The organism is Streptomyces sp. NPDC005774 (assembly GCF_042871645.1).
Classification (GTDB): Bacteria; Actinomycetota; Actinomycetes; order Streptomycetales; family Streptomycetaceae; genus Streptomyces; species Streptomyces pratens.
Window position 1 is genome coordinate 207527 of the sequence record NZ_JBIAIV010000004.1, and the last position, 20200, is coordinate 227726.

The 20200-nt window shown below is 70.5% G+C and carries 12 protein-coding genes and 3 pseudogenes; 14 read left to right on the forward strand and 1 reads right to left on the reverse strand.

The window, feature by feature from the left end:
• Window positions 1–136: 136 nt before the first annotated feature.
• The 7 genes and pseudogenes from ACFYQA_RS06270 to ACFYQA_RS06300 form a co-directional block, all read left to right on the forward strand.
• The gene (locus tag ACFYQA_RS06270; RefSeq protein ID WP_388912270.1) at window positions 137–4390 is read left to right on the forward strand and encodes an Rne/Rng family ribonuclease; all 4254 of its coding nucleotides are present in this window, start codon (window positions 137–139) and stop codon (window positions 4388–4390) included.
• A 214-nt stretch (window positions 4391–4604) separates the two neighbouring features.
• Window positions 4605–5672 (forward strand): glucose-1-phosphate thymidylyltransferase, encoded by a 1068-nt coding sequence (locus ACFYQA_RS06275; protein WP_388912273.1) that lies wholly within the window; start codon window positions 4605–4607, stop codon window positions 5670–5672.
• Window positions 5669–6682 carry a dTDP-glucose 4,6-dehydratase gene (rfbB, locus tag ACFYQA_RS06280; protein WP_388912276.1) on the forward strand — a complete coding sequence of 338 codons (1014 nt, stop codon included), beginning with the start codon at window positions 5669–5671 and terminating at the stop codon, window positions 6680–6682. The genes ACFYQA_RS06275 and rfbB overlap by 4 nt, the downstream gene beginning before the upstream one ends.
• A 169-nt stretch (window positions 6683–6851) precedes the next feature.
• Window positions 6852–7775 (forward strand): dTDP-4-dehydrorhamnose reductase, encoded by a 924-nt coding sequence (rfbD, locus tag ACFYQA_RS06285; RefSeq protein WP_388912279.1) that lies wholly within the window; start codon window positions 6852–6854, stop codon window positions 7773–7775.
• Window positions 7772–9772, forward strand: coding sequence for a glycosyltransferase family 2 protein (locus ACFYQA_RS06290; RefSeq protein ID WP_388912282.1), 2001 nt, complete (start codon window positions 7772–7774; stop codon window positions 9770–9772). The genes rfbD and ACFYQA_RS06290 overlap by 4 nt, the downstream gene beginning before the upstream one ends.
• A gap of 11 nt (window positions 9773–9783) precedes the next feature.
• Window positions 9784–10377: a dTDP-4-dehydrorhamnose 3,5-epimerase gene (gene rfbC / locus ACFYQA_RS06295; RefSeq protein ID WP_388912285.1), complete on the forward strand. Its 594-nt coding sequence runs from the start codon at window positions 9784–9786 to the stop codon at window positions 10375–10377.
• Window positions 10378–10687: 310 nt separating this feature from the next.
• Window positions 10688–11002 (forward strand): annotated as a pseudogene (locus tag ACFYQA_RS06300) (ribonuclease E/G); the annotation flags it as partial.
• A 171-nt stretch (window positions 11003–11173) separates the two neighbouring features.
• Here the strand turns inward: ACFYQA_RS06300 and ACFYQA_RS06305 are convergent.
• A pseudogene (locus ACFYQA_RS06305) lies at window positions 11174–11587 on the reverse strand (Fur family transcriptional regulator); the annotation flags it as partial.
• 188 nt (window positions 11588–11775) lie between these two features.
• On the opposite strand from ACFYQA_RS06305, the gene ACFYQA_RS06310 reads away from it, so the two are divergent.
• From ACFYQA_RS06310 to ACFYQA_RS06340, 7 genes and pseudogenes are all read left to right on the forward strand, one after another.
• A complete protein-coding gene (locus ACFYQA_RS06310) occupies window positions 11776–13239 on the forward strand; it encodes a catalase (RefSeq protein WP_388912288.1) in 1464 nt (487 codons plus the stop codon).
• A 198-nt stretch (window positions 13240–13437) separates the two neighbouring features.
• Window positions 13438–13824, forward strand: a complete 387-nt coding sequence (locus tag ACFYQA_RS06315; RefSeq protein WP_388912291.1) for an ankyrin repeat domain-containing protein — start codon at window positions 13438–13440, stop codon at window positions 13822–13824.
• 238 nt (window positions 13825–14062) lie between these two features.
• Window positions 14063–14383, forward strand: coding sequence for a 50S ribosomal protein L21 (gene rplU / locus ACFYQA_RS06320; RefSeq protein WP_003976204.1), 321 nt, complete (start codon window positions 14063–14065; stop codon window positions 14381–14383).
• A 14-nt stretch (window positions 14384–14397) separates the two neighbouring features.
• The gene (gene rpmA, locus ACFYQA_RS06325) at window positions 14398–14652 is read left to right on the forward strand and encodes a 50S ribosomal protein L27 (RefSeq protein ID WP_007449530.1); all 255 of its coding nucleotides are present in this window, start codon (window positions 14398–14400) and stop codon (window positions 14650–14652) included.
• A 117-nt stretch (window positions 14653–14769) separates the two neighbouring features.
• Entirely contained in the window at window positions 14770–16218 is a 1449-nt protein-coding gene (gene obgE / locus ACFYQA_RS06330) for a GTPase ObgE (RefSeq protein WP_388912295.1), read from the forward strand.
• A 252-nt stretch (window positions 16219–16470) separates the two neighbouring features.
• Window positions 16471–18056, forward strand: a pseudogene (locus ACFYQA_RS06335) (alkaline phosphatase D family protein).
• 495 nt (window positions 18057–18551) lie between these two features.
• Window positions 18552–20048, forward strand: a complete 1497-nt coding sequence (locus tag ACFYQA_RS06340) for a D-ribitol-5-phosphate cytidylyltransferase (RefSeq protein ID WP_386398358.1) — start codon at window positions 18552–18554, stop codon at window positions 20046–20048.
• The last annotated feature ends 152 nt before the right edge of the window (window positions 20049–20200 follow it).

Below are 20200 nucleotides of genomic sequence, written 5' to 3' on the forward strand. Positions count from 1 at the left end.
AGACAGGACACTAGAGAGCTCCCGTGCGGCGCCCGCGCCCCGGACGGCGGTAACCGCGCTTCGCGCGAACCGCGGACGTCACCGGCATCGCCGGACCAGGTGCGGCGCCCGGGAGCCTGACGGGAGAAACCCCCGCATGCTCGAACCGACCGAGCCCACAGAGGGCTCCGAACCGAACAGCCCCAGCGACACCCTGCCGCCGCGCCGCCGGCGCCGGGCCGCGTCCCGCCCCGCCGGCCCGCCCACGGCGGCCCCCGGCACAGCGGAGGAGACGACCGCCCCGGCCATACCGGCCGCCGAGTCGCCCGAGCCGCTCGACGAGAACGACGAGCTCGTGGCCGCGGAAAGCACCGGGGCCGACACGGCCGCAGCACCCGAGCCGACGGCGACCCGGGCCGAGACGCCGGCCGTCGCGGACGACGCCGCTCCGCGCAGGCGCCGTCGCGTGGTGCGCCGCCCGGCCTCGTCCGCGGACGCGCCGGAAGCGGCGAACACCGCCGAGACCGTCGTACCGGCGACCGAGGCCCCGGCCGTGCCGAACGCTCCGGCCGCCGAGCCCGTCGCGGACGCCGAGCCGGCCGCGGAAGCGGCCCCGCCGCGTGCGCGCCGTCGTGCCACGCGCCGCGTGACCTCGCCGACGGCCACCGTCGCCGGGACCACCGAACCGGCCGAATCGGCACAGAGCTCCGCGGGTGCCGAGAGCACCGTGGTCGCGGACAGCCCGCAGGCCGCCGGCGCCGCGGAGGCCGCCCCCGCGGACACCGCCGAGACCGCCGTCGCCGACGACGCGGCTCCCCGCCGTACCCGGCGTCGCGCCTCGCGTCGTGTCTCCGCCCCCGCGACCGCCGAGGCCGCCGCCTCTCCCGCCGAGGAGGCGAAGGCTCCCGTGAGCGAGACCACCGGAGAGACCCCGCAGACTCCCACGACGTCCGAGGCGTCCGAGACGCCCGAGGTGCCTGCCGCGGACGATGCCGCTCCGCGCCGCAGGCGCCGTGCGGTCCGCAAGCCCGCCGCCGGATTCGCCGAGCCCGCCCGCCCCGCCGCAGGGTCGGCCGGAGCCGTCGAGGCCGGGACGACGAAGCGTCCCGCACGTCCCGCGGTCGCCGTCTTCCAGGCTCCCGTGTTCACCGAGCCCCAGTTCCAGACCCCGGAGCGGGCCGCCGCCGAAGCGGCGGCCGAGGCCGCCGACACGGTGGAGCCCGATGAGCCGGAGGAGACCGAGGAGCTCCCGGAGGAGCAGCCCGTCGCCTCCCGCCGCCGACGCCGTCGCCGGGGCGCCGCGGACGAGACCGAGGCGGCACCGGCCGCCCGGACCGCTTCCGGCAGCACCCGTACCGAGCCCGCCGTGGACGCCCGCACCGAGGACGAGACGGACGCCGACGCGGACGCCGACGACCAGACCGAGGACCACGCGGACGACGACCAGGACGAGAACGAGGGCCCCGGCTCCCGCCGTCGCCGCCGCCGGGGCGGCCGTCGCCGCCGGCGCGGCGAGTCCGCCGAGGCCGACGCCGAGGGCGACGAGTCCGGGGACGACACCGAGCAGGACACCGAGGACACCGACGACACCGACGACGGGTCCGCCGACGACGCGGACGACACCGACGAGTCGGCCGAGGACCGTGACGACACCGGCGCCGCGGGCGGCTCCAGCAGCAGCCGGCGCCGTCGCCGCAGGCGCCGCCGGGCCGGTGACGGCGGCAGCGAGGCCGAGGCCTCCGGTGACGACCCCGAGCGCACCGTCGTCAAGGTGCGTGAGCCGCGCAATGCCTCCGAGCCGTCGGACGAGGTGCAGTCCATCAAGGGCTCCACGCGTCTGGAGGCGAAGAGGCAGCGCCGCCGGGAAGGCCGTGAGCAGGGCCGCCGACGCGTCCCGATCATCACCGAGGCCGAGTTCCTGGCCCGCCGCGAGGCCGTCGAGCGCGTCATGGTGGTCCGGCAGTACGGCGACCGTACGCAGATCGGCGTCCTGGAGGATGGCGTGCTCGTCGAGCACTACGTCAACAAGGAGCAGGCCACCTCGTACGTCGGCAACGTGTACCTCGGCAAGGTGCAGAACGTGCTGCCGTCGATGGAGGCCGCCTTCCTCGACATCGGCAAGGGCCGCAACGCCGTGCTCTACGCCGGTGAGGTCAACTTCGAGGCGCTGGGCATGGCCCACGGCCCGCGTCGGATCGAGGCCGCGCTGAAGTCGGGCCAGTCGGTGCTCGCCCAGGTGACGAAGGATCCGATCGGGCACAAGGGTGCCCGTCTGACCAGCCAGGTCTCCCTCCCGGGCCGCTACCTCGTGTACGTTCCCGAGGGCTCGATGACCGGCATCAGCCGCAAGCTGCCGGACACGGAGCGGGCCCGGCTGAAGACCATCCTCAAGAAGGTCGTTCCCGAGGACGCGGGCGTCATCGTGCGTACCGCCGCCGAGGGCGCGAGCGAGGACGAGCTGCGCCGTGACGTCGAGCGGCTGCAGGCACAGTGGGACGACATCAAGAAGAAGTCCAGGAACGGCGGCAGCTCGAACGCGCCGACGCTGCTGTACGGCGAGCCGGACATGACCGTCCGGGTCGTGCGGGACATCTTCAACGAGGACTTCTCCAAGGTCATCGTCAGTGGCGACGAGGCCTGGCAGACCATCCACGGGTATGTCGCGCATGTCGCGCCCGACCTGGCCGACCGGCTGCAGAAGTGGACCAGTGAGGTCGACGTCTTCGCCACGTACCGGATCGACGAGCAGCTCGCCAAGGCGCTCGACCGCAAGGTCTGGCTGCCCAGCGGCGGTTCGCTGGTGATCGACCGGACCGAGGCGATGATCGTCATCGACGTCAACACCGGCAAGTTCACCGGTCAGGGCGGAAACCTCGAGGAGACGGTCACCAGGAACAACCTGGAGGCGGCCGAGGAGATCGTGCGTCAGCTGCGGCTGCGCGACCTCGGCGGCATCATCGTCATCGACTTCATCGACATGGTCCTGGAGTCCAATAGGGATCTTGTTCTGCGGCGCCTCCTTGAGTGCCTGGGCCGGGACCGTACGAAGCACCAGGTCGCCGAGGTGACCTCGCTGGGCCTGGTGCAGATGACCCGCAAGCGGGTCGGCCAGGGTCTGCTGGAGTCGTTCTCGGAGACCTGCGTCCACTGCAACGGGCGCGGTGTCATCGTCCACCTGGACCAGCCCACCTCCGCCGGAGGCGGCGGCAAGCGCAGGAAGCGGGCGCGGGCCGGGGAGCACCTCCACGAGCACGAGGCCGACGTCGTCCCGACGGCGGAGCAGGAGGCGGAAGCGGAGCCGGAGACGGAGGCCGAGGTCGCCGCCGAGGCCGCCGAGCCGGCCGCGCTCCCGGCCCCCGAGTACACCCCCGACGAGGAGCTGTACAGCAGCGCCGCCGAGGCGGAGGCCGCGGCCACCCGCGGACGCGGCCGTCGCCGGGTGAGCCGGAGGGCCTCGGCCCCGGCCGGCGCCCCGAGGCGCGAGGAGCGCCGTCGCGAGCCGGTCACCGCCGAGACCACGGGCGCGGCCACCGCCGAGGAGCCTTTGGCCCAGACGCCGACGGCTCAGGCTCCTACGGCTCAGACGCCGACGGCCCAGGACACGACGGCCGCACAGGAAGCCGCGCGTCCGGTGCAGCCGGAGCCGGCCGCCGAGGCGCACGCCGCACCGGCCGCCGCCGAGGACCCGGTCGTCGAGGCCCCTGCCGAAACCCCTGCCGAGGCACCCGCTGCCGAGGAGGCCGCTCCCCAGGGCCGTACGCGCCGCCGGGCCACCCGCAAGGTGTCCGCTCCCGCCGGTTCCCCGGCGGGCGCCGAGGCCGCGGTGGTGACGGTCACGGAGACCGTTCCCATGGCCGTCCCGTCGGAGCCCGAGCAGGCGTCCGAGCCGGTGGCCGCGCAGTCCCCGGCCGAGCCGGCGGAGGCGCCCGAGCCGGTGGCCGAGACCGCCGCGCCGCCGCGCCCGCGCCGCCGCGCGGTGCGCAAGTCGACCGTGTCCACCGCGTCCGAGGAGGCGGCCGTCGTGGTCGTCCCGTCGGCCGCGACGGCCGAGGCGGGGGCCGCCGCGGAGGAGGCGCCCGTCGGGGAAGCCGCCGACGTGACGGCTCCGGCCGGGAAGGCTGCCCGCACGGTGGCGAAGAAGGCCACGGTGAAGAAGGCCGCCACGAAGAAGACGGCGGCCACCAAGGCCACCGCCACCAAGGCCACCGCCAAGAAGGCGACGGCGAAGAAGGCGACCGCGGCCAAGGCGACCGCAGCCAAGACGACCGCGGCCAAGACGACTGCCGCCAAGACGACGGCGAAGAAGACGACGGCGAAGAAGGCGACGGTGAAGAAGACCGTGGCGAAGAAGACCGCGGCGGCCGAACAGCAGTCTCCGCCGTCCGTGTCGAGCACCACCGACGGGGAGTGACGTCGGACCGTACGAGGATTGTGATCCGCCCCCGGCCTTGCCGGGGGCGGATTGCTTTTGTCCCGGCCCTTGGCTGTCACACAAGAATCGAAGGGGTGAATGGCCGACGAATCGAAGATCTCGAGTCAGAGATATAATTCGACTTAAGGATAGCGTTAAATTTGGACAAATGGGAACTTTTTCCCTGCGTAAGCAGAGTATTGGGGCGTAAGAAGTGAAGGCTCTCGTGCTTTCCGGGGGAGCGGGGACCCGTCTCCGTCCCATCACCCACACCTCGGCCAAACAGCTGGTGCCCGTCGCCAACAAGCCTGTGCTCTTCTACGGCCTGGAAGCACTCGCCGAAGCCGGGATCAGCGAGGTCGGGATCATCGTCGGTGACACCGCGGACGAGATCCGTGAGGCGGTGGGGGACGGCTCCCGCTTCGGGCTCGAGGTCACCTACATCCCCCAGGAAGCCCCCCTGGGGCTGGCGCACGCCGTGCTCATCGCCCAGGACTTCCTCGGCGACGACGACTTCGTCATGTATCTCGGCGACAACTTCATCGTCGGTGGCATCACCGGACTGGTGGAGGAGTTCCGGACCGAGCGGCCCGACGCGCAGATCCTGCTGACCAAGGTCCCCAACCCCACCTCCTTCGGCGTCGCCGAACTCGGCGGAGACGGCCGGGTGGTGAATCTGGAGGAGAAGCCGAAGCAGCCGAAGAGCGATCTGGCTCTCGTCGGCGTCTACCTGTTCACCCCGGCCGTACACGAGGCAGTCCGCTCCATCGAGCCCTCCTGGCGCGGCGAGCTGGAGATCACGCACGCCATCCAGTGGCTGATCGACGAGAAGCGGGACGTCCGCTCCACCACGATCTCCGGATACTGGAAGGACACCGGCAACGTCACCGACATGCTGGAGGTCAACCGGTCCCTCCTGGAGACCCTGGAGCCGCACAACGCGGGCATGGTGGACAAGGCCAGTGAGATCATCGGCCGGGTGCGCATCGAGGAGGGCGCGCGCGTCCACGGGAGCCGGATCGTCGGGCCCGCGGTCATCGGCGCGGGTACGGTGGTCAACGACGCGTACATCGGCCCTTTCACCTCGGTGTCCGAGGACTGTCGGATCGAGGACAGCGAAATCGAGTACTCCATCGTTCTGCGGGGCTCGTCCGTGACCGGTGTGCGCCGGGTGGAGGCCTCGCTCATCGGGCGCCATGTCGAGGTCACGCCCGCTCCCCGTAACCCCAAGGCCCACCGGCTCGTGCTCGGTGATCACAGCAAGGTGCAGATCTCCTCATGACGGCCCCTTCCTCCCAAGCTTCCCCGGCCCGGATCCTGGTGACCGGCGGCGCCGGCTTCATCGGCTCGCACTACGTCCGTACGCTGCTGGGCCCCCAGGGCCCCGGTGATGTCGCGATCACCGTCCTGGACAAACTGACGTACGCGGGCAACCCGGCCAACCTCGACGAGGTGCGTACGCACCCGGGGTTCGCCTTCGTGCAGGGCGACATCTGCGACCCGGAGCCGGTCGGCAAACTGATGGCCGAGCACGACCAGGTCGTGCACTTCGCCGCCGAGTCGCATGTCGACCGTTCCATCGACGGCGGCGCGGAGTTCGTCCGCACGAACGTGGTCGGCACCCACACGCTCATCGACGCCGCGCACCGGACCGGCATCAAGACCTTCGTGCACATCTCCACCGACGAGGTCTACGGCTCGATCGACGAGGGCTCCTGGCCCGAGACCCACCCGCTGCAGCCCAACTCGCCCTACTCCTCGGCGAAGGCCTCCAGCGACCTGATCGCGCTGTCCTACCACCGCACCCACGGCCTGGACGTCCGCGTCACCCGCTGCTCCAACAACTACGGGCACCACCACTTCCCCGAGAAGGTCATCCCGCTCTTCGTCACCAACCTCCTCGACGGCAGGAAGGTCCCGCTGTACGGCGACGGCGGCAACGTCCGCGACTGGCTGCACATCGACGACCACGTCCAGGGCATCGAACTGGTCCGCACCAAGGGCCGCGCGGGCGAGGCCTACAACATCGGCGGCGGCACCGAGCTCTCCAACAAGGAACTCACCGGACTGCTGCTGGAAGCGTGCGGCGCCGACTGGGAGGACAGCGTCGAATACGTCGAGGACCGCAAGGGCCACGACCGCCGCTACTCCGTCGACTGCACGAAGATCCGCGAAGAGCTGGGCTACGAACCGCGCAAGGACTTCCGCGAGGGCCTCGCCGAAACCGTCCAGTGGTACCGGGACAACCGCGACTGGTGGGAGCCGTTGAAGGAGCGGGCGGCGCTGAGCTGACGCGCCTTCACCCCCTGCGGGCCGGGGTCCGCCCTCGCCCCGCGGCCCCCACCCCGCGGCCCCCACCCCCTGCGGGCCCGGGACAAGCTCCAGGCCCGCTCGGGCATATCCGCGGGGCCGGCCCCCGGCGGCGGCCCCGCGCCATCCGGCACAGAGGACAAGAAGAGGGATGAACCCGATGAAGGAACAGGCCGACGCTCCGGCCGGCTGGCTGGTCACCGGGGCGGGCGGCATGCTCGGCCAGGACGTGCTGGCCCGGCTGGCCGCGGCGGGTGCGCAGGCCACCCCCCTCGACCGGACGGCGCTGGACCTCACGGACGCCGACGCCGTACAGCGGACGCTTCAGCGCCACCGGCCCGCCGTGGTCGTCAACTGCGCGGCCTGGACAGCTGTGGACGACGCCGAGACTCACGAGGCCGAGGCGCTCGCGATCAACGGTGACGGCCCGGCCCATCTCGCCGACGCCTGCGCCCGCACCGGCGCCGTCCTGCTCCACGTCTCCACCGACTACGTCTTCGCCGGCGACGCCACCGCGCCGTACGCCGAGGATGCCCCCACCGCCCCGCGCAGCGCCTACGGCCGCACCAAGCTCGCCGGCGAGCAGGCCGTCCTGAAGACTCTCCCGGACAGCGGCTACGTCGTCCGCACCGCCTGGCTTTACGGCACGGGCGGACCCAACTTCGTCCGCACCATGATCGGTCTGGAGGGCCGGCGCGAGACCCTGGACGTCGTGGACGACCAGCGCGGCCAGCCCACCTGGAGTGCCGACCTGGCCGGTCTGCTGCTCGAGCTGGGGCGCGGAGCCCTGGCCGGTACCGCCCCGGCGGGGATCTACCACGGCACCGGCTCCGGCGAGACCACCTGGTACGGCTTCACCCGGGAGATCTTCCGCCTGCTCGGCGCCGACCCGGACCGGGTCCGTCCCACCACCAGCGAGGCATTCGTCCGCCCCGCCCCCCGCCCGGCCTACAGCGTGCTCGGCCACGAGCGCTTCGCCGCCGCCGGCATCGAGCCGCCGCGTGACTGGCGCGCGGCCCTCACCGAGGCGTTCCCGGAGATCCACCGGGTCCACGAGAAGGAGAACCCGGCGTGACAGTCAAGGTCAGCGTCGTCATCGCGGTCTACAACCCGGGCAAGTACGTGGAGGACTGCATCACGGGCCTGCTGCGGCAGAGCCTGCCCCCCGACGAGTTCGAGGTCCTCTTCGTCGACGACGGTTCCACCGACGAGACTCCCGCCCGGCTGGACCGGCTGGCGGCCGAACACCCTCACATCCACGTCATCCACCAGGAGGCCTCCGGCTGGTCCGGCAAGCCCCGCAACACCGGCATCGACGCGGCCAGGGGCGAGTACGTCATGTTCGCCGACCACGACGACTGGCTCGGCGACGAGGCCCTGGAGCGGATGTACGACTACGGCAAGGCGAACGACGCCGACGTGGTCGTGGGAAAGATGGCGGGCATCGGCCGCCCGGTTCCGCAGGAGCTGTTCCGGGTCAACCGGCCGCGCGCGACGGTGGAGAACGCGCCTCTGATCGACAGCCTCACCCCGCACAAGATGTTCCGGCGGGAATTCCTCGAGCAGCACACCATGCGCTTCAAGGAGGGCCGCCGCCGGCTGGAGGACCACGTCTTCGTCGTCGAGGCCTATCTGCGGGCCAAGAACGTCGCTGTCCTCGGCGACTACCTGTGCTACTACCACATCACCCGCGACGACGGCTCCAACGCCGGCTTCCAGCGCTTCGACCCGGCCGGCTACTTCGGCAACCTCCGTGAGGCCCTCGACGTGGTCGAGGAGCTCACCGAGCCCGGCCCGCTGCGCGACAAGCTGTTCAGCCGCTGGCTGCGCAACGAGATGGTCGAGCGGCTGCGCGGCAACCGGCTGCTCAAGCTCCCCGAGGACTACGCCGAGGAGCTGTACCGCGAGATCCGCGGTGTGATCACCGAGCGGTTCGGGCCGGGCGTCTTCGCCAGGGTCGCCCCCACACAGCGGGTGGTGGCCGGACTGGTCGCCGCCGGCCACTACCAGGACGTCCGCGCCCTCGCCCACTGGGAGGCCGGGATCAAGCCCACCGGCACCCTGGACTCTCTGGCCTGGGAGGGCGGCGCCCTGAACATCGGATTCACCTCCGAGTACCAGGTCGACGGCGAGCCGATGACCTTCCGCCGGGAGGACGAGCGCGACCTGCTCGGCCTGCCGCTGTCCGACAAGGCGCTCGAGGCGCTGGCCGGCCAGGGCATCGCCCTGGACGCCCCGGTCGACAAGAGCGACGTGGACCTGGTGGTCCGCCACCGCGAGAACGCCGTGCAGTACTACCTCCCGGTCGAGTGCGAACCGCACCGCCTGGACGCGGAGGACGGCTCCTTCCGCCAGCGGATCACCGCGCGCGCCGTTCTCGACCCGGAGACCGCGGCCGCGGGCAAGCCCCTGGACAAGGGCATCTGGGACCTGCACCTGCGCATCAAGTCCTGCGGCTGGAGCAAGGAGACCCGGCTCGGCGCGGTACGCGGCGAGGACGTGGAGGCCGGACGGCTGGCCGCACTCACCGGTGAGCCGAGGCGGCTGGTCCTGCCGTACTGGACCGACGGGCCGGGCAACCTCTCCCTCGACGTCGACCAGCACACCAACAAGCTGGAGCGCGAGGCGGTGTCCCTGATGGACCCGGCCGGGGCCGTGGTCGAGGGCTCCGCCGTACGGCTGCCGCTGCCGCTGCACGTCGCGGCGGACGCCGGGGACCCGGTGCAGCTCCGCTTCGAGCGCAAGAACGTGGGCAAGTTCCCGGCCGACGCCGAGGTGTCCGGCCGCACCGTGAGCGCCACGCTGCCGCTGGAGAAGCTCACCGGGAAGCGCTGGGCCGTCCGGATCGGCGTGCCGTCCGCCGGCCGCGGCGAGGCGAAATGGACCCGGCTCCCGGTCGACGTGGTGGTCTCCGACGACGGCACCGCCCGGGTGATCGACCGGCACACCCCGCCGGCCGGGACCGCCTCGGGGAAGCCGGACCCGATGCCGTCCGCGCAGCCCCGCCCCCTGTGGCGTCGGGCCGCCGGGCGCATCAAGCGTTCACTGACGAACCAGCAGAAGAAGAACTGAGGACCCCTCCGATGCGACCCCTTTCCCTCTCCGGCGCCTGGGTGCACGAGCCGAAGATCTTCCCCGACGGCCGGGGCAGCTTCCACGAGTGGTTCAAGGCCCCGGTCTTCACCGAGACGGCCGGCCACGCGTTCACGCTTGCCCAGGCCAACATGTCCGTCTCCAGCCGGGGCACTCTGCGCGGTATCCACTTCGCCGACGTGCCGCCCGGCCAGGCCAAGTACGTCAAGTGCGTGCGCGGCGCGGTCCTCGACGTGATCGTGGACATCCGGGACGGCTCGCCCACCTTCGGCCAGTGGGAGGCGGTCCGCCTGGACGATCAGGACCATCACGCGGTCTACCTCTCCGAGGGCCTCGGCCACGGCTTCATGGCGCTCACCGAGGACGCCACCGTGATCTACCTCTGCTCCGAGGGGTACGCACCCGAGCGCGAGCACGGCATCCACCCGCTCGACCCGGCGATCGGCATCGACTGGCCCGAGGACCTCACGCCGCTGCTCTCCGCCAAGGACGAGCAGGCGCCCACCCTGGCCGAGGCCCGGGAGCAGGGCCTGCTGCCCTCCTACGAGGAATGCGTGGCCTACCGGGAGAGCCTCGGCGGCTGAACCGGCTGAACCGGCTGAACCGGCTGAACCGGCTGAACCGGCTGAACCGGCTGAACCGGCTGAACCGGCCGGACCGGGCCCGCCCCGGCCGGTTCGACCCGTTCGGCCGGGGCCTGTGACCTCGACCGTCGGCGTGTTCACCGGGACCGCCGCATTCCCGTAAACCTCTTCCTCCCGGGTGCGTGGACCGGCTCGGGAGAGCGGGTCGGACCTCACTTCCCCGGCGGGAAGACGGGTCCGCCTTTCGCGTGCCGACCGGGAAACGCGTACGCACGTACACCGGACTGCCTCTGGAGACACCCCGCGTGACCACCTGGGCATGGCCCACGGCCCGCGTCGGATCGAGGCCGCGCTGAAGTCGGGCCGGCCGGTGCTCGCCCAGGTGACGAAGGATCCGATCGGGCACAAGGGTGCCCGTCCGACCAGCCAGGTCTCCCTGCCGGGCCGCTACCTCGTGTACGTTCCCGAGGGCTCGATGACCGGCATCAGCCGCAAGCTGCCGGACACGGAGCGGGCCCGGCTGAAGACCATCCTCAAGAAGGTCGTTCCCGAGGACGCGGGCGTCATCGTGCGTACCGCCGCCGAGGGCGCGAGCGAGGACGAGCTGCGCCGTGACGTCGAGCGGCCGCGGATCACCGCCTGAGTCCGTGCCGTGAACCGTCGGCCCGTCGCGGCGGACACGGCTACGACGCGTGCGCGGCCTTCACCGGCGGGCGGCCTGGTGCGCCATGTCGACCCCGTCAGCCCCGTTGTCCCTGACGGCTTTGGCGCGCCCGGCCGACGGGGGAGCGGTCGTCGCTGTCGTGCAGTTCGGACAGATGCCGCGGTACGTCAGCTCGACGTCGGAGACCGCGTATCCGAAGCGTTCCGACTCCGGGAGGGCCGAGAGGGCGTTGCCCGTCGGGTGCACGTCGCGGATCGTTCCACAGCGGTCGCAGAGCAGGTGGTGATGGGGGCGGTGCGCGTTCGGGTCGTAGCGCGTGGCGCGGTGGTCGGTCGAGACCTCGAGGAGCTCGCCCAGGGACACCAGTTCGCCCAGGGTGTTGTAGACCGTCGCCCGGGAGATCTCGGGCAGCCGCTCCGTCGCCCGCGCGTGCACCTCGTCGGCGGTCAGGTGGATGTGGTCTCCGGCGAGGACCTCGGCGACGACACGCCGCTGTGCGGTCAGGCGCCAGCCACGTTCCCGAAGCCTCTTCAAGAGATCACTCATGCACGTCACCCTAACCAGCGATGGAACCCAGCTCAAGAACAGGTATGGTTCTAAAGACTGCCTTGACTTAGACCTTGTCCAACGTAGGGTATGCGATGAGAGCCGCGGAGCGGCTTGCGCGGATACTCGGACGGCCCGGACCGCAGGCCTTGATTCCCAGCGAAGAACCACTCACCGAGGAGCGAGCTTTGACCGAGAACAACCAGAAGCCGTTGACGACGGCCGCCGGCGCGCCGGTTGCCGACAACCAGAACTCCCTGACGGCCGGTCCGCGCGGTCCGATGCTCCTGCAGGACGTGTGGTTCCTGGAGAAGCTCGCGCACTTCGACCGTGAGGTCATCCCGGAGCGCCGGATGCACGCCAAGGGCTCGGGCGCCTTCGGTACGTTCACGGTGACCCACGACATCACGCGCTACACCAGCGCGAAGATCTTCTCCGAGATCGGCAAGAAGACCGAGATGTTCGCGCGGTTCTCCACCGTCGCCGGTGAGCGCGGCGCGGCCGACGCCGAGCGCGACATCCGCGGCTTCGCCCTGAAGTTCTACACGGACGAGGGCAACTGGGACCTGGTCGGCAACAACACCCCGGTCTTCTTCTTCCGCGACCCGCTGAAGTTCCCGGACCTCAACCGCGCGGTGAAGCGCGACCCGCGCACCAACCTCCGCGACGCCGAGAACAACTGGGACTTCTGGACCAACCTCCCCGAGGCCCTGCACCAGATCACGATCGTGATGTCCGAGCGCGGCATCCCCGCCTCGTACCGGCACATGCACGGCTTCGGCTCGCACACCTACAGCCTGATCAACGCCGAGGGCGAGCGGTTCTGGGTCAAGTTCCACCACCGCACCCAGCAGGGCATCAAGAACCTCACCGACGCCGAGGCCGAGGCCCTCGTCGGCAAGGACCGCGAGTCCCACCAGCGCGACCTCTACGACGCGATCGAGAACGGCGACTCCCCGAAGTGGAAGCTGTTCGTCCAGGTCATGCCGGAGGCCGACGCGGAGAACTACCGCTTCCACCCCTTCGACCTCACCAAGGTCTGGTCGAAGAAGGACTACCCGCTGATCGAGGTCGGCGAGTGGGAGCTCAACCGCAACCCCGAGAACTACTTCGCGGACGTCGAGCAGGTCGCCTTCACCCCGGCGAACGTGGTTCCGGGCATCAGCTACTCGCCCGACAAGATGCTGCAGGGCCGGCTGTTCTCCTACGGCGACGCCCAGCGCTACCGCCTCGGTGTGAACCACCACCAGATCCCCGTCAACGCCGCGAAGAACCCGGTGAACACCTACCACCGCGACGGCGGCATGCGGGTCGACGGCAACCAGGGGTCCACCCCGGGCATCGAGCCCAACTCGTACGGACGCTGGCAGGAGCAGCCGGCCTACCGCGAGCCGAGCCAGGCCGTGGGCGCCGTCGCCGACCGGTTCAACTTCCGCGAGGACGACGACAACTACTTCGAGCAGCCCGGCAACCTGTTCCGCCTGATGAGCCCCGAGCAGCAGCAGGTTCTCTTCGAGAACACGGCGCGCGCCATCAACGGCGCCTCGGAGCAGACCGTCGAACGGCACATCGCCAACTGCACCCAGGCCGACCCGGCCTACGGCGAAGGCGTCCGCAAGGCGATCGAGGCCCTGGCCGCCGGCAGCCTCTGAGTCCGGCCGCTCAAGGGGGCCAGGCGGTACGCCCCCGCACCGTGCCCGGCGCGGACCACACAGTGGTCCGCGCCGGGCACGGCGCAGTCACCGCCCGACGCCCCCAGGGGCACGACCGGCACAACCGCTCGAGCAGCAGTACCGCTCGACCAGTACAACCGCTCGACCAGCACGACCGCTCGATCAGGAGAGATGCGCATGAGCAGGGACGGTCTGACACCTGAGCAGACGGAGCGCGTCGTGGCCCTCGCCATGGATCTGGCCCGCGAGGGCAGCACCGAGCAGGTGGTGGAGTTCGTGGAGCACGGGCTGCCGGTGGACGTGACCGACGCGGCCGGCAACACCCTGCTGATGCTCGCCGCCTATCACGGCCACGCCGACACCGTGCGGACTCTGATCCGGCTCGGCGCCGACCCGGATCTGCGTAACGCCCGGGACCAGACCCCCATCGCCGGCGCCCTGTTCAAGGGCGCGGACGAGGTGGTCGGGGTACTGCGGGAGGCCGGTGCGGATCTGGACTCCGGCACGCCGACCGCGCGGGTCGCGGCGACCATGTTCGGGCGCGCCCACCTGCTCGGGAGCTGACCCGCCGGGCGGGACCCCGTCCACCGGGCGCCCGTCACCGTCACCGGTGGTTCGGGCCCGGTTTGACCCCTTGGGGCCACGCACCGTAACCTTGACCGTCGGCGTGTCCATCGGGACCGCCACATCCCCGTAAACCTTTTCCTCCCGGGTGCATGGACTGGCTCGGGAGAGGTTGCCCGTGTGTCTGTTGGGCAGCTGGCCTGCGGGGTGCCGTTCTTCGATTGAGAGTGAGATCCGCGTGTACGCCATCGTGCGCAGCGGTGGTCGCCAGCACAAGGTTGCTGTCGGCGACATCGTTGAGGTTGACAAGATTTCCACGGGCAAGGTCGGCGACACGGTCGAGCTCTCGACCCTGCTCGTCGTTGACGGCGACGCCGTGACCAGCGACCCGTGGGTGCTGGCCGGTATCAAGGTCCAGGCCGAGATCGTGGACCACCACAAGGGCCAGAAGATCGACATTCTGCGCTACAAGAACAAGACCGGCTACCGCCGTCGTCAGGGCCACCGCCAGCAGTACACGGCGATCAAGGTCACTGAGATCCCCGCGGCTGCGAAGTAAGGGACTGAGGAGAGATGGCACACAAGAAGGGCGCATCGTCCACCCGGAACGGTCGCGACTCCAATGCCCAGCGGCTCGGCGTGAAGCGCTTCGGCGGTCAGGCCGTCAACGCGGGTGAGATCCTCGTCCGTCAGCGTGGCACCCACTTCCACCCGGGCGCCGGCGTCGGCCGTGGTGGCGACGACACGCTGTTCGCGCTGGAGGCCGGTGCGGTGCAGTTCGGCACCCACCGTGGCCGCAAGGTCGTGAACATCGTTCCGGTCGCCTGATCGGAAACTTTCGCGAGGCGGACCTCACTTCCCTGGCGGGAAGGTGGGTCCGCCTTTCGCGTGTTAACCAGGAAACACCTACGCACGTACACCTCACTGCCTCTGGAGGCACCCCACATGACCACCTTCGTGGACCGCGTCGAGCTGCATGTCGCCGCGGGTAGCGGAGGTCACGGCTGTGCCTCCGTTCACCGTGAGAAGTTCAAGCCCCTGGGCGGACCCGATGGCGGCAACGGCGGGCGGGGCGGCGATGTGATCCTCACCGTCGACCAGTCCGTGACCACACTGCTCGACTACCACCACTCCCCGCACCGCAAGGCCACCAGTGGCAAGCCCGGCGAGGGCGGCAACCGCAGCGGCAAGGACGGCCAGGACCTGGTCCTGCCGGTGCCGGACGGGACCGTCGTCCTGGACAAGGCGGGCAATGTGCTCGCCGACCTGGTGGGGCACGGGACCTCGTACATCGCCGCACAGGGCGGCCGGGGCGGGCTCGGGAACGCCGCCCTCGCCTCCGCGCGGCGCAAGGCGCCCGGGTTCGCGCTGCTCGGCGTGCCGGGAGACCTGCGGGAGATCGGCCTGGAGCTGAAGACCGTCGCCGACGTGGCGCTGGTCGGCTACCCGAGTGCGGGCAAGTCCTCGCTGATCTCCGTGCTCTCCGCCGCCAAGCCGAAGATCGCCGACTACCCGTTCACCACCCTGGTGCCCAACCTGGGTGTCGTCACCGCCGGTTCGACCGTCTACACCATCGCCGACGTGCCGGGGCTCATCCCGGGCGCCAGCCAGGGCAAGGGGCTCGGGCTCGAGTTCCTGCGGCACGTGGAGCGGTGCAGTGTGCTCGTGCACGTGCTGGACACGGCGACGCTGGAGTCCGACCGCGACCCCGTCTCCGACCTCGACATCATCGAGGAGGAGTTGCGGCAGTACGGCGGCCTCGACAACCGGCCCCGCCTCGTCGTCCTCAACAAGACCGACGTGCCGGACGGCAGGGACCTCGCCGAGATGGTGCGGCCGGACCTGGAGGCACGCGGCTACCGCGTCTTCGCGGTGTCCGCCGTCGCCCACCTCGGGCTGCGGGAACTGTCGTTCGCACTGGCCCAGCTGGTGGCCGAGGCGCGGGCAGCCCGCCCGAAGGAGGATTCGACGCGCATCGTCATCCGGCCCAAGGCCGTGGACGACGCCGGGTTCACCGTCACCCGCGAGGACGAAGGACTGTTCCGGGTACGTGGCGAGAAGCCCGAACGCTGGGTCCGCCAGACCGACTTCAACAACGACGAGGCCGTCGGCTACCTCGCCGACCGGCTCAACCGGCTCGGTGTGGAAGCGGCGCTGATGAAGGCCGGAGCCCGCACCGGCGACGGTGTCGCCATCGGCCCCGAGGACAATGCCGTCGTCTTCGACTGGGAGCCGACGGTGACCGCCGGTGCGGAGATGCTCGGCCGGCGCGGCGAGGACCACCGCTTCGAGGAGCCCCGCCCGGCCGCCCAGCGCCGCCGCGACCGGCAGGCCGAACGGGACGAGGTCAAGCAGGAGTACGACGAGTTCGACCCGTTCCGCGACAAGTCGTAAGCCCTGCAGGGTCCCTGCAGAGCTTGTAGGCACTGTGGAGAACCCCGGGACGGTTCCGGCGGCGGATCCCTGTCCGCCGTCCGCCGCTCACTTCCAGGACCCGCCCAGGCAACGGGACGTTCCCGTGCCGGGGCGGGTTTCCTTTTGTCTGCTTTCTTGTCATGTACGCACCTCGCTGGGTTCAGGGCGCGGACCTTCCGGACCGAAAGCTTCCCAGTGTCCACGTCGCATGCGAGGCAGGGGAGTCCACCTATGTCCGGAGCAGTGTCACCCGACCGCCGCCGCGTTCTGACCGCCGGTGCCGCCGCGCTCGGCGCAGCGGCCTCCGCCCAGCTGTGGCTGCCGGCCACGGCTCGCGCGGCGGAGCGGAAACCGTTGCCCGACGGGGTGTTCAGCCTGGGAGTCGCCTCCGGCGACCCTCCCCCACTGCCTTGAAGGCGTGGGGGGACCCCCACCCGGACGGGATCGTGCTGTGGACCCGGCTCGCCCCCGACCCCCTGAACGGCGGGGGCATGCCGGACCGCGCGGTACCCGTCGAGTGGCGGATCGCCGAGGACTCCCGCTTCAGGAGGACCGTCCGCCGGGGCACCGCCTGGGCCCGGCCCGCCTACGGCCACAGCGTCCACATCGACGTACGCGGGCTGCGCCCGGACAAGCGGTACTGGTACCGCTTCCGCGCCGACGGACAGCTCTCACGGGTCGGCCGCACCCGCACCGCGCCCCCCGCGCAGAGCGCGGGCGGCCACCTGAGGGTCGCGCTCGCCTCCTGCCAGAACTGGCAGCACGGCTACTTCACGCCGTACGCCGACATGCTGCAGCAGGACCCGGACGTCGTCGTGTTCGTCGGCGACTCCATCTACGAGTCCAACCCGTCGGCGACCGGCGTACGCCGTCACGAGGGCAGCGGGGAGCCGTACAGCCTGACCCAGTACCGCAACCGGTACGCCCAGTACCGCTCGGACCCGGACCTCGCGGCGATGCATGCCAACGCCCCCTTCGTGGTCACCTTCGACGACCACGAGATCGACAACGACTTCGCCGGCGAGATCCCGCAGGACCCCGGCAAGCAGCCGCACGACGCGTTCACGGCCCGGCTGACCGCGGGCTACCGGGCGTACTACGAGCACATGCCGGTCCGCGCGAGCGCCGTCCCCGACGGCCCGCACATCCGGATGCACCGCCGGCTGGAGTTCGGCCGGCTCGCCCGGCTCAACGTGCTGGACACCCGGCAGTACCGCAGCGACCAGGCGACCAGCCAGGAGGGCGCCCAGGACCCGTCGCTGACCATGCTCGGCGCCGCGCAGAAGCGGTGGCTGGTCGACGGACTGCGCCACTCGCCCGCCCGCTGGAACCTGATCGCCTCGCAGATCATGATGGCCGAGACCGACCTCCAGGCCGGTGAGGGCAAGCTCTGGTTCTACGACGCCTGGGACGGCTACCAGGCCGAACGCAATGCGCTGCTCCAGGAGTTCCGGCGGGTGAGCAACCCCGTCGTGCTCACCGGAGACCGCCATCTGACGATGATCAGCGACCTCAGGGAGGACTTCGCCAACCCGTCCTCCGCGGTCGTGGGCGCCGAGTTCGTCGGTACGTCCATCTCCAGCAACGGCGACCAGGACCAGGCCGCCTTTCGCGAGCAGTGGGACCCGCGGCGCGCGGACAACCCGCACTGGAAGCTGCTCGACGCCCACCGCGGCTACCACCTGTTCGACATCCGCGCAGGCGGCATCGACGCGCGGGTGCGGGTGGTGGACACCGTGGTGAAGCCGCAGGCCACGCCCCGTACGCTGGCGCGGCTGCGGGTGGAGGCGGGCCGCCCCGGCGTCCACGTGGTGTGACGGCCGACTGACGGACGGCCCTCAGCCGTCGGGCCGCCACTCGACGAGAGCGGCGCCCGGGACCGACATGGTCCCGGGCGCCGCTCCGTTTTCCTCACCGATACCGAAAAGTCGCCGAATCTTTATAGGGAATTCTTCGGTAAAGGGTGGACGGACAAGATGAATTTCCTGTTGTCGGGCGCTTCCCCCTTTACTGCACCCCGAATATGAAGAAAAGGTGCAGCCCTGCCTTGCGGGCCGTGAAGATCCATACCCTCCAGAAGGGATCCGGGCTGCCGCTGCGACCGTCGACGTACGCGCGGTCACGGGCTTCCCGCCTGTGCGGTTACTCACAGCGACGATCCGGGCGACCCGGGAACCGTGGTCCGGTCATCAGGGGTCTAAGGTGAATCAAAGGTTGCGCGCACATATGCGATGAAGGGCGCTCACCTTGCATCGCGGTAACCACAAGTGGGACCATTTCGCAGTTCCCTGATGCCCCAAGGTAGGTCACCTGTGTCCCAGTCCATAGCCAAGCCCCGTACCACCGCAGTGATCCTGGCCGGTGGCACCGGTCAGCGGGTGGGTCTTTCGATTCCCAAGCAGCTGCTGAAGATCGCCGGCAAGGCAGTCATCGAGCACACCCTGACCACCTTCGAGAACGCCGACTCGATCGACGACATCATCGTGCTGATGGCGCCGGGCTATGTGCCCGACATCGAGAAGATCGTCGCCAAGGCCGGGCTCAAGAAGGTCACCCGGGTCATCGAGGGCGGCTCGACGCGGAACGAGACCACCGAGCGGGCCATCTCGGCACTCGGCGAGGGCCTGGCCGAGGGCGAGGACCGCAACGTCCTCTTCCACGACGCCGTCCGTCCCCTGCTGTCGCAGCGCGTCATCGACGACTGTGTGAGCGCCCTGGAGCGTTACCAGGCCGTCGACGTGGCCATCCCGTCCGCCGACACCATCATCGTCACGCGGACCCACGGCGACGACGGCGAGTTCATCACCGAGATCCCGGACCGCGCCCGGCTGCGCCGCGGACAGACCCCGCAGGCGTTCAAGCTGTCCACGATCCGCCGTGCCTACGAGGTCGCCGCCGGTGACCCCAACTTCCAGGCCACGGACGACTGCTCGGTCGTGCTCAAGTACCTGCCCGACGTGCCGATCCACGTCGTCGCGGGCGACGAGTACAACATGAAGGTCACCCAGCCGGTCGACGTCTTCATCGCCGACAAGCTGTTCCAGCTCGCCTCCACGGCCACCCCCGAGCAGATGGGGGAGGCCGCCTACCGCGAACTGCTCACCGGCAGGACCGTCGTCGTCTTCGGCGGTTCGTACGGCATCGGCAAGGACATCTGCGAACTCGCCGAGTCCTACGGCGCCACGGTGTACGCGCTCGGCCGCTCCACCACCGGCACCCACGTGGAGAACCCGGAGGAGGTCGACGACGCGCTGTCCAAGGCGTACGCCGAGACGGGCCGCATCGACTACGTCGTCAACACGGCCGGTGTGCTGCGCATCGGGAAGCTGGCCGAGACCGACAACGCCACCATCGAGGAGGCGCTGAAGGTCAACTACCTGGCACCCGTGCAGATCGCCCGGTCGGCCTACAAGTACCTCGCCGAGAGCAAGGGCCAGCTGCTGCTCTACACCTCCAGCAGCTACACCCGGGGGCGCGCCGAGTACAGCCTCTACTCCTCCACCAAGGCCGCGATGGTGAACCTCACCCAGGCGCTGGCCGACGAGTGGGCCGGCGAAGCCGTCCGCGTCAACTGCGTCAACCCGGAGCGCACCGCCACGCCGATGCGGACCAAGGCTTTCGGCCAGGAGCCGGCGGGCAGTCTGCTGTCCTCCGAGGCGGTGGCCCGTACATCTCTGGACGTGCTGCTCTCCGAGCTCACCGGCCATGTCATCGATGTACGGCAGCAGGACCCGACGGCGGGCGCGGCCCGTGCCAGCGGCTTCGAGCAGGCACTCGCGTCGGTGCTGGACCGTCAGGACGGCGTGTAATAATTGGCGGCAAATAGAATCCGGTAATTCAGGCCTCTGCGGCCTCCCGATTACGCAGTTCCTGCGCGGGTGTTCGCGGGGGCCTGAATCCGTCGTCAACGAATTACCCACAGGTACAAACCCGCACTCCCCCTCCAAGAGCAGGTTTCTCC